The sequence below is a fragment of the Oceaniglobus indicus genome (assembly GCF_002751875.1).
Lineage (GTDB): Bacteria > Pseudomonadota > Alphaproteobacteria > Rhodobacterales > Rhodobacteraceae > Oceaniglobus > Oceaniglobus indicus.
In genome coordinates, this window is record NZ_NMZM01000010.1 from 65181 (window position 1) to 79522 (window position 14342).

At 64.2% G+C, this 14342-nt stretch carries 14 protein-coding genes; 12 read left to right on the top strand and 2 right to left on the bottom strand.

The features are described from left to right. The first annotated feature begins 224 nt into the window (after nucleotides 1-224). The 10 genes from CFP68_RS15060 (at nucleotide 225) to CFP68_RS15105 (ending at nucleotide 9870) form a co-directional block, all read left to right on the top strand. On the top strand, nucleotides 225-1040 hold the full coding sequence (locus CFP68_RS15060) for a DeoR/GlpR family DNA-binding transcription regulator (protein WP_241524115.1): 816 nt from the start codon (nucleotides 225-227) through the stop codon (nucleotides 1038-1040). A 212-nt stretch (nucleotides 1041-1252) separates the two neighbouring features. Beyond that, nucleotides 1253-2203: a phosphate/phosphite/phosphonate ABC transporter substrate-binding protein gene (gene phnD / locus CFP68_RS15065; RefSeq protein ID WP_420915827.1), complete on the top strand. Its 951-nt coding sequence runs from the start codon at nucleotides 1253-1255 to the stop codon at nucleotides 2201-2203. 66 nt (nucleotides 2204-2269) lie between these two features. Continuing rightward, nucleotides 2270-3064 carry a phosphonate ABC transporter ATP-binding protein gene (phnC, locus tag CFP68_RS15070; protein WP_099827759.1) on the top strand — a complete coding sequence of 265 codons (795 nt, stop codon included), beginning with the start codon at nucleotides 2270-2272 and terminating at the stop codon, nucleotides 3062-3064. Next, a complete protein-coding gene (gene phnE / locus CFP68_RS15075) occupies nucleotides 3061-3876 on the top strand; it encodes a phosphonate ABC transporter, permease protein PhnE (protein WP_099827760.1) in 816 nt (271 codons plus the stop codon). Before phnC ends, phnE (CFP68_RS15075) begins: the two co-directional genes overlap by 4 nt. Next, nucleotides 3876-4691, top strand: a complete 816-nt coding sequence (gene phnE / locus CFP68_RS15080; RefSeq protein ID WP_099827761.1) for a phosphonate ABC transporter, permease protein PhnE — start codon at nucleotides 3876-3878, stop codon at nucleotides 4689-4691. Before phnE (CFP68_RS15075) ends, phnE (CFP68_RS15080) begins: the two co-directional genes overlap by 1 nt. Continuing rightward, on the top strand, nucleotides 4688-5596 hold the full coding sequence (locus CFP68_RS15085) for an HAD-IIA family hydrolase (protein ID WP_099827864.1): 909 nt from the start codon (nucleotides 4688-4690) through the stop codon (nucleotides 5594-5596). The genes phnE (CFP68_RS15080) and CFP68_RS15085 overlap by 4 nt, the downstream gene beginning before the upstream one ends. 153 nt (nucleotides 5597-5749) lie before the next feature. After that, complete coding sequence (gene ugpB / locus CFP68_RS15090; RefSeq protein ID WP_099827762.1) at nucleotides 5750-7060, top strand: sn-glycerol-3-phosphate ABC transporter substrate-binding protein UgpB; 1311 nt, start codon at nucleotides 5750-5752, stop codon at nucleotides 7058-7060. Between the two features lie 69 nt (nucleotides 7061-7129). Continuing rightward, nucleotides 7130-8011: a sn-glycerol-3-phosphate ABC transporter permease UgpA gene (ugpA, locus tag CFP68_RS15095; protein ID WP_099827763.1), complete on the top strand. Its 882-nt coding sequence runs from the start codon at nucleotides 7130-7132 to the stop codon at nucleotides 8009-8011. 23 nt (nucleotides 8012-8034) lie between these two features. Then, complete coding sequence (gene ugpE / locus CFP68_RS15100; protein ID WP_099827865.1) at nucleotides 8035-8871, top strand: sn-glycerol-3-phosphate ABC transporter permease UgpE; 837 nt, start codon at nucleotides 8035-8037, stop codon at nucleotides 8869-8871. Then, nucleotides 8872-9870, top strand: a complete 999-nt coding sequence (locus CFP68_RS15105; protein ID WP_099827764.1) for an ABC transporter ATP-binding protein — start codon at nucleotides 8872-8874, stop codon at nucleotides 9868-9870. On the opposite strand, the gene CFP68_RS15110 is transcribed toward CFP68_RS15105, so the two are convergent. Beyond that, nucleotides 9871-11094: a M20 family metallo-hydrolase gene (locus CFP68_RS15110; RefSeq protein WP_099827765.1), complete on the bottom strand. Its 1224-nt coding sequence runs from the start codon at nucleotides 11092-11094 to the stop codon at nucleotides 9871-9873. Nucleotides 11095-11169: 75 nt separating this feature from the next. On the opposite strand from CFP68_RS15110, the gene CFP68_RS15115 reads away from it, so the two are divergent. Continuing rightward, a complete protein-coding gene (locus CFP68_RS15115; RefSeq protein ID WP_099827766.1) occupies nucleotides 11170-11919 on the top strand; it encodes a FadR/GntR family transcriptional regulator in 750 nt (249 codons plus the stop codon). Here CFP68_RS15115 and CFP68_RS15120 read toward each other — a convergent pair. Continuing rightward, entirely contained in the window at nucleotides 11906-12616 is a 711-nt protein-coding gene (locus tag CFP68_RS15120; RefSeq protein WP_099827767.1) for a DUF1028 domain-containing protein, read from the bottom strand. The two genes, CFP68_RS15115 and CFP68_RS15120, sit on opposite strands and share 14 nt — an antisense overlap. A gap of 102 nt (nucleotides 12617-12718) precedes the next feature. Here CFP68_RS15120 and CFP68_RS15125 point away from each other — a divergent pair, with 102 nt between their 5' ends. Then, complete coding sequence (locus CFP68_RS15125; RefSeq protein WP_099827866.1) at nucleotides 12719-14296, top strand: ABC transporter substrate-binding protein; 1578 nt, start codon at nucleotides 12719-12721, stop codon at nucleotides 14294-14296. Nucleotides 14297-14342: the final 46 nt, after the last annotated feature.

The window sequence follows — 14342 nt, forward strand, 5'->3', positions numbered from 1 at the left end:
TGTTCCCTGTTTCATCATGTTGTCCCTTGGTGGACCCGCCTCGCGGTGCGGCGTGTCATGCGGCATCGTCCATCGGATCGCGGCCCGATGCAATTCCGGCAATTTCGTCTGATCCCACCACCCTGATATGGAATATGCAACATTTATCCTTGCCAAAAGGTGACAAACCTCACACTTTCGAGATGAGATCACGCCTTTCGGCCGAATGTAGGAGTGCGCACGCCTTGCAGACCGAACCCGCGCCACAAAAGCTGCGCAAGCACGAACGGCGGGAGCGGATCGTCATGGAGCTGCGTCTGCGCCCCCACGTCCGGGTGTCCGACCTGTCGCGCATGTTTGCCGTGTCGGCCGAAACCGTGCGCCGCGATCTGGCCCGCCTCAGCGCCGACGGCGTTCTGGACCTGGCCCATGGCGGCGCGTCGGCACGCACGCCGGGCCGGTATCCCACCCTGCACGAACGCGATTGCGAACGGCGCGAGGAACGCGAACGGATCGGCCAGCGCGCCGCGCATCTGGTCAACCCCGGCGAAACGCTGATGATCGACTCGGGGTCCACCACGCTCCAGGTGGCGCGGTTCCTGGCCATCGACCGGATCCCGTGCACGGCCATCACCAACAGCTTCCCGGTCGCCATGGCACTGGGCCAGGGCGAAAACATCGACGTGATCGTCTGCCCGGGCGAATACCTGCCCGAGGAATCCGCCGTCACCGGCACCGACACCACCGATTTCCTGGCGCGGCACAATGTCGACCGCTGCTTCATCGGCGCCTCGGGCCTGACGCGCGAGGGCCCATCGGAAACCGTGCGCGGGTTCGCCGCCGTCAAACGCGCCATGCTGCATCAGAGCGGGTTTTCCCATCTTCTGATTGACGGAGACAAGTTCGAGAGGACAGGATTGTCACGGATCGGACAGTTGTCCGATCTGACATCGGTGGTAAGCGATTGCGCCCCGCCCGAAAGGCTTGGTGAAGCGTTGTCACGCGCGAACGTCGAGGTGCTGATCGCCGAGCCGGATCAGTCCCTTCATGCCGCGCAATGATGTTCGAAGGCGCCATCGGCGCGACGAGATATGCCTCTGGCATGACAAGACGGCGACATGCCTCTGGCATGATAAGGAAACGATGTGCCCGCGGCATGACAAGAAACTGTGATGTGCCGCGGGCAGAATGAAAAACGGGGGAAGCCACTCAAGGCACGCCCCGAAGACGTCAACGGGAGATTGACATGACAGACCTGAAGAACCTTCTGCGGATGACCGGCGCTGCCGTGGCATTGTCGTTCGTCGGCCATGGCGCCGCGGCGCAGGATTGCCCGCGCGGTGATCTGGATGCCCGGTATTGCGATGCCGACGGCGACATGATCGCCGATATTCCCACGGATGAATCCGAACTGCTTGATCCCGATACCCTGATTTTCGCCTATACCCCGGTCGAGGATCCCGCCGTCTACAAGACCGCCTGGGCCGATTTCCTGACCTACCTGGAAGAAGCGACCGGCAAGGACATCGTGTTCTTCCCCGTCCAATCCAACGCCGCCCAGATCGAGGCGATGCGCTCGGGCCGCCTGCACATCGCGGGCTTCAACACCGGGTCCAACCCGCTGGCCGTGAACTGTGCCGGGTTCCGTCCGTTCACGATCATGGCGGCCGAAGACGGCACCTTCGGCTATGAGATGGAGATCATCACGCATCCCGATTCGGGCATCGAAACCCCCGCCGACATCAAGGGTCGGAAACTTGCCTTTACCGCCCCCACGTCGAATTCGGGGTTCAAGGCACCATCGGCGATCCTGAAGGCCGATTTCGGGCTGGAAGCGGACAAGGATTTCGAGCCGGTCTTCTCGGGCAAGCACGACAATTCGATCCTTGGCGTCGCCAACCAGGATTACGACGCCGCGGCCGTGGCCAACACGGTCATCACCCGGATGATCGCCCGCGATGTGATCGAGGCCGATCAGGTCGTGTCGCTCTACAAGTCCGAAACCTTCCCGACCACCGGCTATGGCGTGGTTCACAACCTCAAGCCGGAACTGCAGGACAAGATCAGGGAGGCATTCTTCAGCTTCGACTGGGCCGGAACGTCCCTCGAGGAGGAATTCGGAAAAGGGGGGGAAACCCAGTTCATCGATATCAACTACAAGGATTTCTGGAACGTGATCCGCAAGATCGACGCGGCAAACGACGTCAGCTACGCCTGCGAGTGATCGCGCCTTCGGGGGTGGCATCCGGCCGGATGCCGCCCTTTTCCCTTCCTTGAACCGGGACGCCCCATGCTGAAACTGAAGAAACTCGTGAAGACCTATCGCACGGGTGATCAGGCCCTCAAGGCCATTGACCTCGAAATTCCGGCCGGCCAGGTCCTGGCATTGATCGGGCCGTCGGGGGCGGGCAAGTCGACGATGATCCGCTGCATCAATCGCCTGGTCGAACCGACCTCGGGCGAGGTGTGGCTGGCCGAACGTGAGTTGACCCACCTGGGGTCGGGTGCGTTGCGGCGGGCCCGGCGCGAGATGGGCATGATCTTTCAGGAATATGCGCTGGTCGAACGGCTGAGCGTGATGGAAAACGTGTTGTCGGGGCGGCTTGGCTATGTCGGGTTCTGGCGCAGTTTCCTGCGCCGGTATCCGCAAAGCGACGTGGACGAGGCGTTCCGCCTGCTGGATCGCGTCGGCCTGGTCCACATGGCCGACAAGCGGGCCGATGAATTGTCGGGCGGGCAACGCCAGCGTGTCGGCATCTGCCGCGCCCTGATCCAGAACCCCAAGATCCTGCTGGTGGACGAACCCACCGCATCGCTGGACCCGAAGACCAGCCGCCAGATCATGCGCCTGATCTGTGAATTGTGCGCCGAACGCGGACTGGCCGCGATCATCAACATCCACGATGTCGCGCTGGCCCAGCGTTTCGTGCAGCGCGTCGTCGGGCTGCGCGCCGGTGCCATCGAATTCGATGGCCCGCCCGAGGGTCTGACGCCCGACGTCCTGACCACGATCTATGGCGAAGAGGATTGGGAAGCCACCATCGAGAAGGCGGAAGACGAAGACGAAATCGAGGCCGCAGAATGAGCGCCACAGAACTGGACACGCTGATCGGGCGCAAGTGGCGCAAGCCGCCGTTCGTGCGCAACGCGACGCTGCGCTGGGGTCTGACCGCCGGCTTTGTCATCTACCTGATCGCCGCCTACATGACGATCGAGGTGAACTGGTCGCGGGTCTATGAAGGGCTGGATCGCGGCGCGGCCTTCGTGATGGCGTTCATGTCGCCTGATTTCCTGACCCGCTGGGGCGATATCCGCGACGGGATGATCGAAAGCGTGGTGATGACCGTGGCCGCCTCGGTGGTCGGCATCGCCATTTCGATCCCGATCGGCCTTGGTGCCGCGCGCAACATCGCACCGATGCCGGTCTACCTGATCTGTCGCGCGATCGTCGCGGTCAGCCGTGCGTTGCAGGAGATCATCGTCGCCATCCTGCTGGTCGCGATCTTTGGCTTCGGCCCGCTGGCCGGGTTCCTGACGCTGTCGTTCGCCACCATCGGGTTTTTGTCCAAACTGCTGGCCGAAGACATCGAAAGCATGGACAAGACCCAGGCCGAAGCAATTCGCGCCTCGGGCGCACGCTGGACCCAGTGGATCAACTATGGCGTCCAGCCCCAGGTCCTGCCGCGTCTGATCGGGCTGTCGATCTATCGCGTCGACATCAACTTTCGTGAGAGCGCGATTTTGGGCCTTGTCGGCGCCGGGGGCATCGGCGCGACCCTGAACACCGCCTTCGACCGCTATGAATACGACACGGCGGCGGCGATCCTGCTCATCATCATCGTCATCGTGATGGCGCTTGAATACATCTCGGGTATCATCCGGGCGAAGGTGCAATAATGCCGGTTCTCACCACGGACAAGGGCGCGGTTTGGCGCCGTCGCACCACGGGACAATCCCTGTTCCACTGGTTCATCTGGCTGGTCGGCATCGCGATCTTCGTCGTCTGCTGGCAGCAGATCTCCGAGGCGACGACGTGGTTCTTCGTCTGGGATGCACCGCGCATCGCCGGTGATATCTGGTCGCGCGCGACCCCGCCGAAATGGGACTATATCGCCCAACTGGGGCGGCCCATCTGGGACACGCTGAACATCGCCACCCTGGGCACGATCATCGCCCTGTTCATGGCGATCCCGGTGGCTTTCCTGGCGGCGCGCAACACGACGCCGTCCAAGCTGTTCATCCGGCCCATCGCGCTGTTCATCATCGTGGCAACCCGGTCGATCAATTCGCTGATCTGGGCGCTTTTGCTGATCGCGATCATCGGGCCAGGCGTGTTTGCCGGGGTCATCGCCATTTCGATCCGCTCGGTCGGGTTCTGCGCCAAGCTGCTGTATGAGGCGATCGAGGAGATCCAGGAAAGCCAGGTCGAGGCGATCACCGCCACGGGCGCGTCCCGCTGGCAGGTCATGGCCTATGGCATCGTGCCACAGGTCCTGCCCGCGCTGGCCGGCATCGCCGTCTTCCGCTGGGACATCAACATCCGCGAATCCACCGTTCTGGGGCTGGTCGGCGCCGGGGGCATCGGATTGCAGCTTTCGGCATCGCTCAACGTGCTGGCCTGGCCGCAGGTCAGCCTGATCCTGCTGGTCATCCTTGCCGCCGTCGTGCTGGGCGAATGGGTGTCGGCCAAGGTGCGGGCGGCAATCATATGACACAGCTGGACACCAGGACCGCCTTTGACGCCTATGAAGCGGTGCGCCACCGGCTGCCGGCCGCCCGCACCGGCAGTGCGCCGCCGGTTCACGCCGGGTCGCTGGCCGATATCGCCGACCGGTTCGATGTCTTCCTGCTGGATGCGTTCGGCGTGCTGAACATCGGCGAAACCGCCATTCCCGGCGTCGTCGAACGGGTGGCCGACCTGCGCGCCATGGGCAAACGGGTGCTGGTCGTGTCGAACGCCGCCGGCCTGCCCCATGCGGTGCTGATGGCGAAATACGCCCGGCTGGGGTATGATTTCACCCCGGACGACGTGGTGACCAGCCGCCGCACCCTTCTGGCCGCGCTGGCGGATGCGCCGCGCCGTCAATGGGGCCTGATGGCGACACGCAGTGCCGGACTGGCCGACCTGGAAAACCTGAACCTGACCTATCTCGAGGAGGATCCGGCCGTCTATGACGTGGTCGAGGGGTTCCTGATGGTCGGCGCGGCCGAGTGGGGCGAAGCGCGCCAGTCGTTGCTGGAGGACGCGCTGCGCAAACGGCCGCGCCCGGTCTGGGTGGCCAACCCCGACATCGTCGCGCCGCGCGAAACCGGGTTCTCGACCGAACCGGGTCATTTCGCCCATCGCCTGGCCGACCGGACCGGTGTCGCACCGGCGTTTTTCGGCAAGCCGTTCGGCAATATCTTCGACCTTGCATTCGCGCGGCTGGACGGAAATGTTGCGCGCGAGCGGGTTCTCATGGTCGGTGACAGCCTGCACACCGACATCCTGGGGGCCCAGGCGGCGGGCATCGCCTCGGCGCTGATCGCCGGATACGGGTTTTTCGCGGGCCACGATGCGGCGGCCCCGATCGCGACGTCGGGTATCGTGCCCGATTTCATTCTGGAACGTCCGTGACGGATCGTTAAGCTGTCGGACGGGAGAGATTCGCCAAAATCGCCGGGATTGTCACGAAACCGTTTCACGGTGCGTGCGATCACACGGCAGCGCCCCTGCCGGGACGCAAACAACACCTGTGGGACACATCCCACGCAAACGGGAGAAAGACCGATGAAACTTCAAACCTCGCTTCTGGCGCTTGCCGCCGTGACGATGACGGCCAACACCGCCGCCGCCCAGACCGAGATCGATTTCTGGCACGCCTTCACCGGACGTCTGGGTGAACTGGTGGCCGAACAGGTCGAAACCTTCAACGCCTCGCAGTCCGACTATGTCGTGAACGCCACCCACAAGGGCAACTATTCGGAAACCCTGAACGCCGGCATCGCCGCCTTCCGCGCCGGGGAACAGCCCGACATCCTGATGGTGTTCGAAGTCGGCACCGCCACGATGATGAACGCCAAGGGCGCCGTGAAGCCGGTTTACGAGGTGATGGCAGACGCGGGCGCCGATTTCGACGCCGACGCCTTCATCGGTGCGGTCAAGGGGTATTACACCACCGCCGGTGGCGAGATGCTGTCGCTGCCGTTCAACTCGTCCACGCCGGTGCTGTGGGTCAACCGCGATGCGCTGAGCGAAGCCGGAATCGACCCCGACACCGATCTGTCGACATGGCAGAAGGTCGGCGAAACCCTGGACGCGCTAAAGGAAGCGGGCCACGATTGCCCCCTGACGACCGCATGGCAAAGCTGGATCCACCTGGAAAACACCTCCGCCTATCATGACGTGCCCTTTGCCACCCAGGACAACGGTTTTGCCGGTGTCGACACCGAACTGGCCCTGAACGGCCCGGTGCAGACCCAGCACATCGAAGCCATGGGCCAGTGGGCCAAGGACGGCAAGTTCATCTATACCGGACGGCGCAACGAAGGCGGCGCGAACTTCCGCGGTGGCGAATGCGCGCTGTTCACCGAAAGCTCGGCCGGATACGCGGGCATCAAGGCCGAAGCCGAATTCGACTTCGACGTGCGCCCCCTGCCGTATTGGGAAGGTGTCGAAGGCGCGCCGCAGAACACGATCATCGGCGGTGCATCCCTTTGGGTGATGGAAGGCCAGAGCGACGAGGAATACAAGGGCGTCGCGGAATTCCTGAACTTCCTGTCCTCGCCCGAGGTGCAGGCCAAGTGGCACCAGGACACCGGATATCTGCCGATCACGTCCGCGGCCGCCGATCTGACCCGCGAACAGGGGTTCTATGACGAAAACCCCGGCACCGACGTGGCCGTCAAGCAGATGACCGCGAACGAGCCGACGGCCAATTCGAAAGGCATCCGTCTGGGATCCTTCGACCAGATCCGCGGCATCATCGACGAGGAACTGGAAGCCGTCTGGGCCGGCGACAAGTCCGCGCAGGAGGCGCTGGACAGCGCGAAAGAGCGTGGCGATGCCCTGCTGCGCCGGTTCGAGCAGTCGGCACGCTGATCCGAACGACACCAAGGCGGCGCCCCGGATCCATCGGGGCGCCGTATTCATTGACGAACGGCAGGAACGATGGAAAAGCGCGTCACATTCAAGGGTCTCTGGCTGCCACTGCTGCTGGTTGCCCCACAGCTTGCCATCACGGCGGTGTTCTTCTTCTATCCCGCCGGCCAGGCGATCTGGCAGTCGCTGTTCATTCCCGACCCGTTCGGGCTTTCGATGCAATGGGTCGGCCTCGGTAACTTCGAATACCTGCTGAGCGACAAGTATTACCGCGCGTCCTTCGTCACGACGGCGGTGTTTTCCATCCTCGTCACGGTCGTCTCCATGGGCGTGGCCCTGTATCTGGCCGTGCTGGCCGACCGTCTGATCAAGGGGTCGGGCACCTATCGCACGCTGCTGATCTGGCCCTATGCCGTCGCGCCCGCCGTGGCCGGTGTGCTGTGGCTGTTCATGTTCAACACCCGCGTCGGCGTGGTCACATGGTATCTCGGCCTGCTCGGCTATGACTGGAACCATGTGCTGAACGAGAACGAGGCGATGGGCCTGGTCGTCATCGCTTCGGCCTGGGGGCGCATCAGCTACAACTTCCTGTTTTTCCTTGCCGGTCTTCAGGCGATCCCGAAATCGGTGATCGAAGCCGCCGCCATCGACGGCGCACGGTTCTGGACCCGCTTCCGCACCATCGTCTTTCCGCTGCTCAGCCCGACCACGTTCTTCCTGCTGGTCGTCAACATCGTCTATGCCTTCTTCGAAACCTTCGGCGTGATCCACACCATCACGTCGGGCGGGCCGCAGCAGGCGACGACGATCCTGGTCTACAAGGTCTATTCCGACGGCTTCGTCAGCCAGGACCTGGGATCGTCGGCGGCGCAATCCGTGATCCTTCTGGTGATCGTGGGCGCGCTGACCATCTTCCAGTTCAAGTTCATCGAGCGCAGGGTGCATTACTGATGGCTATCGATAAACACACGGGCATGGTGGAAAAGCGCGGTGCGGGCCTGTGGCTGACCCATCTGGGCCTGATCATCGGCGTGCTGTTCATCTTCTTCCCGATCTGGCTGGCCTTCGTCGCCTCGACCGTGCAGCAGGCCGATATCGTGCGCCCGCCGATGCCCCTGCTGCCGGGCGGTCACTTTCTTGAAAACTATGGCAAGGCGCTGACGTCCGGCATCAACGCACCGGTCGCCACGATGCTGTTCAACTCGGCCGTGATGGCGTTGGGCATATCGCTGGGCAAGATCGTGATCTCGCTGCTGTCGGCCTTTGCCATCGTCTACTTCCGGTTTCCGGGCCGCACGCTGTTCTTCTGGCTGATCTTCCTGACGCTGATGTTGCCGGTCGAGGTGCGGATCGTGCCGACGTATGAGGTGGCGGCGAATTTCGGCATGCTCAACAGCTATTCGGGGCTGATCTTTCCGCTGATCGCCTCGGCCACGGCGACCTTCCTGTTCCGGCAGTTCTTCATGACCGTGCCGGACGAGCTGGCCGAGGCCGCCCGCGTCGACGGGGCGCGGCCCATGCGGTTCTTCTTCGACATCCTGCTGCCGATGAGCCGGACGAACATCGCGGCGCTGTTCGTGATCCTGTTCATCTATGGCTGGAACCAATACCTCTGGCCGCTGCTGATCACCACGGATCCGTCGATGAACACCATCGTCATGGGCATCAAGCAGATGTTCCCGTCGGGTGACGACCTGGCCGATTGGCCGGTCATCATGGCCACGTCGATCCTTGCAATGATTCCCCCCGTCGCGGTGGTGATCGGAATGCAGAAACTCTTTATCCGCGGCCTCGTAGACAGTGAGAAATAAATGGCGACCGTAACGCTTGAAAACCTGCACAAATCCTATGGCAAGGTCGCCGTCATCCATGGCGTCGACATCGACATCAAGGATGGTGAATTCATCGTCATCGTCGGCCCGTCCGGCTGTGGCAAATCCACCCTGCTGCGGATGGTCGCCGGGCTTGAAGGCGTGTCCGACGGCGAGGTGCGGATCGACGGCAAGCGCGTCAACGAGAAAGAGCCGATGGACCGCGACATCGCCATGGTGTTCCAGAACTACGCGCTTTATCCGCATATGTCGGTGGCGCAGAACATGGGCTATGGCCTGAAGATCGCCAAGACCCCCAAGGCCGAGATCGACACACGCGTCGCCGAGGCCGCGCGCCTGCTGCAACTTGAACCCTATCTCGATCGCCGTCCGCGCGAATTGTCGGGCGGGCAACGCCAGCGGGTCGCCATGGGCCGCGCCATCGTGCGCCGCCCGTCGGTGTTCCTGTTCGACGAACCGCTGTCCAACCTCGATGCGAAACTGCGGGTGCAGATGCGTCTGGAGATCAAGCAGTTGCAGCGCGAGCTGGGCGTCACCGCCCTTTACGTCACCCACGATCAGGTCGAGGCGATGACCCTGGCCGACCGGATGATCGTGATGAATGCCGGCGTCGCCGAACAGATCGGCGCCCCGCTCGAGGTTTACGCCAATCCGCGCACCGCCTTTGTCGCCGGTTTCATCGGCTCGCCCCCGACCAATTTCATGGCCGCGCCCGACGGCGGCCAGATCGGCGTGCGTCCCGAACACGTCAGCGTGGTGGCGCCCGATGCGGGCAACGTCACGGGTCGGGTGCAATATACCGAACCCTTGGGTGCCGAGACCCTGGTGCATGTGATCCTGGAAAACGGCGAAACCGCGACCGTGCGCCAAGACGGCACCGTTCCGATCCCGGCGGAAAAACAGGATGTCGGCCTGGCCTGGGACAAGGCGGTCGAGATGCGGTTCGGTTCCGACGGCGTGCGGGTCGACGCCCGCTGATCACCCCCGCTCGGCCATGGCCGCGATCGCGCCGGCCAGCGCCTCCACCGCAACACCCATGTCGCGGTCCTCGGCGTATTCGTCGGGGCGGTGGCTGACACCATCGCGGCAGCGCACGAACAGCATGGCGACCGGGCACAGGTCGGCCATGGCCGAGGCATCATGGGTCGCCCCCGACGGCAGGTCGAATGCGCGGAACCCCGCGCCGGTGACCCCCGCGCGCAGCGCATCGGTGAGAGCCGGATCACAGGTGACGGCCTTCTGGTCATAGGTCTGGGCGATGTCGATGCCGACACCGGTATCGGCGGCCTGCCCCGACGCCAGACGGGCGATATCGGCGGCAAAGTCCGCCCGGGCCGCATCGTCCACCGATCGGGTGTCCATGGTCATGCGCACCGTCGACGGGATGGCGTTGACCACGTTGGGCGCAACATCGACCTGGCCGACCGTCGCCCGGAACCCGTTGCGGCGCGACGCCCGCGCCCCGATCTCTCCGATCAGGCGGGCCGCGCCGATCAGCGCATCGCGCCGCCCCGCCATGGGGACGGTTCCCGCATGGCCCGTTTCGCCCGACACTTCGATCATGTGGCGCGAGATGCCGCAGATGCCGGTGACGATGCCCACCGGCAGATCCTCACGCTCCAGCACCGGGCCCTGTTCGATGTGCGCCTCGATATAGCCGATCACCCTTGCCGGATCACGGGCCAGATGAACGGCGGCGGACGGGTCGGCGCCGAACCCCCGCATCGCGTCGCCCATGGTGACACCATCGCGGTCCGCCATGGCGAACACCGCCGGATCCAGCGTGCCCGCCAAGGCCCGCGGCCCGATCAACGCGGTGGGAAAGCGCACCCCCTCCTCGTCGGCGAAGGCCAGCACCTCGATGGCGAAGGGCAGAGCGTCGAACCTGTTGCGAAAGCGGCGGACCGCCAGGCAGGCCAGCGCGACCCCCATGATCCCGTCATAGCGCCCGCCGCTGCGCACGCTGTCCTGGTGCGAGCCGAGCAACAGCGCGGGTCGTTCCCCGGTCCCCGGTGTGCGCCCGATCAGCGTTCCGGCGGCGTCCATCGCCACCTGCAACCCGGCATCTGTCATCCACTCGGCGATGATCCCGAAGGCCGTGCGGTGTTCGGCGGACCAGGGAAGGCGCGTCACCCCCTCTTTCGTTTCGGACGCGGCGGCGATAGATGCCAGCCTTTCCTGCGCACAAACGCCATCGTCCATTTTCACACCTGTATTTTTCATGATAAATAGATGCTAGGGGACAGGGGCGCCTTGCGTCAAGCCGGGGACGGGACCATGAACGAAACAACCAGCCGGCAGAGATCGCGGCCCGAACGCGTGGCCGAGGCGATCAAGGATTGGGTCGTCGAGAACGGGTTGCTGCCCGGTGACCGGTTGCCGGGCGAGGCCGAGCTGATCGCAAGGTTTGCCATGTCCAAGGGCACGATCCGCGAGGCGATGCGCCTGTTGCAGGCCCAGGGGCTGGTCGTGACCAAGACCGGACCGCGGGGCGGCAGTTTCGTGGGCAAGGTCAGCAAGGATCGCGCCCATGCCCTGCTGGCGAACTATTTCTATTTCCAGAACGTCTCGATCGACGACATCTACCAGGTGCGCATCGCGCTTGAGCCTGAAAACGCCGCCGCCGTCGCCGGACACCTGAGCGCGGACCAGATCGGCGAGCTGGAGGAGATTCTGGCGCGTTATGCCGCCCCGGCCCGCGACGCCGACGAGGAACGCGCGCAGCATATCGATTCGCTGAGGTTTCACGCCCGGCTGGCCAGTTTCGGGCAGAACGCTCTGCTGGGGTTCTTCATCGGCTTCATGGCGCAGATCCTGACCGATCTGACCGTCTACAAGCGGCTCTATTCCGAACGGAACCTCGAACTGTGGCGGCGCGGCTTGCGTCATCAGACCGATCTGGTCGCCGCGTTGCGGCGCGGTGACGCCGATGCGGCACGGTCGATCATGCGCGACCACATGGAAACGGCCCGGCGCATGATGGAGGATCACGAGGCCGTCGTGATGAAACGCTTCATGGCCGAGTGACCACGTCCCCGGCCGGTCGGATCGCCGGATCGGCGTGGGGTTCGGACCGGTGCGGATCATCCAGGGTCGGCACCAGGGCCACCCATTCGCCGTAGGGCCCGCTGGTCGCGCGTGCGTGCAACGCGCGCAGCGCGGCAAGCGGTTCGTCGTCATAATCCACCCGCAACGACAACGGCGCCGCATCCCGGCGCACGATCAGCAACGCCGCCGACAGCAACCCCCGGCTGTCGCCCCCCGCCGCGGCCGCCGCGTCCAGCGCCGCCAACAGGCGCAGGTCCAGCGGGCCGGTTGCAGCAAGAAATCCCTGAAGGCAGGCATCCAGCACCGCAGGCGACGACAACAGGTTGCCCGCCACCACGACGCCGGGGGCATGGCGCGCATCGGCGGTCGGGATGCTTTCACCGCCGGTAAAGCTGCCCGTGCCCCCCGCGAGGTCCAGCGCCGACATCTGGCGATGGGCGCGCCCGGCATCCGCCCCGGTGATGGCGGCGACCGCTTCGGCCGCACCCGCGCCCGCCCGCATCCGCGCCAATGCGGCGTCGCCCCACAGGGTCGAGGGCAACGATCCCTGCGACGCGCTCATCCCTGATTCGGCATCACCGCGCAGCACCCAGCCGCCGACACACAGGCTGCCGGTGGTGGCCGCGCCGCCGTAACTGCCTGTTTTCTGGTCATGGGCCAGGATCGAAATCGTCATGGGGGCCGCCTCCGGATTACGGGGTTGTATTTATCATGAAAATTTTGCCTCATGCAATTAATCATGATAAATAGACCAAAACAATCAGCGGAGGGAATGTTCATGTCGATCTTCAAATTCACCCGGCGCGCGGCGCTTGCGACAGGCGCCGCCTTGACCATGACCCTGGCGGCCGTGGGCGGTGCTGTGGCCCAGACCCCGCCCGGCGTCCTGATCGTCGGGCAGATCGCCGAGCCCAAGGCGCTGGATCCGGCGGCGGTGACGGCGGTCAACGATTTCCGCATCCTGATGAACGTCTATGACGGTCTCGTGCGCTACAAGGACGGCACGCTTGAGGTCGAGCCGGCCCTGGCGACCGATTGGGAGATTTCGGACGACGGCAAGACCTATACCTTCACGCTGCGCGATGGCGTGACCTTCCACGACGGCAGCGCGTTCAACGCCGAAGCGGTCAAGTTCAACTTCGACCGGATGCTGAACGAGGATCATCCGTTCCACGACACCGGCCCCTTCCCGCTGGCGTTCTTCTTCTCGGCCATCGAAACGGTCGAGGCGGTGGACGATCTGACGGTGAAATTCACCCTGAACGCGCCCTATGCGCCGTTCCTGTCGAACCTCGCCTATCCCACGGGCCTGATCGTGTCGCCCGCAGCGGTGGAACAGCACGGCGCCGATTTCGGGCGCAATCCGTCGGGCACCGGCGCGTTCAAGTTCGCCGAATGGCGCAGCAACGAGGCAGTGGTGGTCGAAGCCAACCCCGACTATTGGGACGGCGCGCCGGATCTTCAGGCGGTCGTCTTCCGCCCGATCACCGACGCCAGCACCCGCACCGCCGAAATGCTGGCAGGCGGAATCGACCTGATGGTCGAAGTGCCGCCCGTCGCCCTGTCGGAATTTCAGGGCAATCAATACACCGTCCACGAACAGGCCGGACCGCACCTGTGGTTCCTGATCCTGAACACCAAGGAAGGCCCAATGGCCGACAAGCGCGTCCGCCAGGCCGCGAACTTTGCCATCAACAAGGAAGCGTTGGTGAACGAGGTCTTGGAAGGCACCGCGGACGTCGCGGCAGGGCCGACACCGCCCGCCTTTGCCTGGGCCTATAACGACGACCTGACCCCCTATGCCTATGACCCCGAGAAGGCGAAATCGCTGATTGCCGAAGCGGGGGCCGAGGGCGCGGAACTGACGTTCTATGTCACCGAAGGCGGGTCGGGCATGTTGGACCCCATCGCCATGGGCACCGCGATCCAGGCCGATCTGAACGCCGTCGGCTTCGACGTGAAGATCGAAACCTATGAATGGAACACCTTCCTGGGCGAGGTCAATCCAGGGCTTGAGGGCAAGGCCGACATGGCCGAAATGGCGTGGATGACCAACGATCCCGACACCCTGCCCTTCCTCGCGCTGCGCACCGATGCCTGGCCCGACAAGGGTGGCTTCAACTCGGGTTATTATTCCAACCCCGAGGTCGATGAACTGCTGGAACAGGCCCGCGTCGCCACGGATCAGAACGAACGCGCGACGCTCTACAAAAAGATGCAGACCATCGTGCAGGATGACGCGCCCTGGGTCTTTGTCGCCAACTGGAAACAGAACGCGGTGACGTCGGACCGGGTCGGGAATTTCGCCCTGCAACCCAGCTTCTTCCTGCTGCTGGACGATGTGACCAAGAACTGATGCGGTGACCGGCGGGGTGTTCCCGCCGGTTTCCATTCCGATCCGG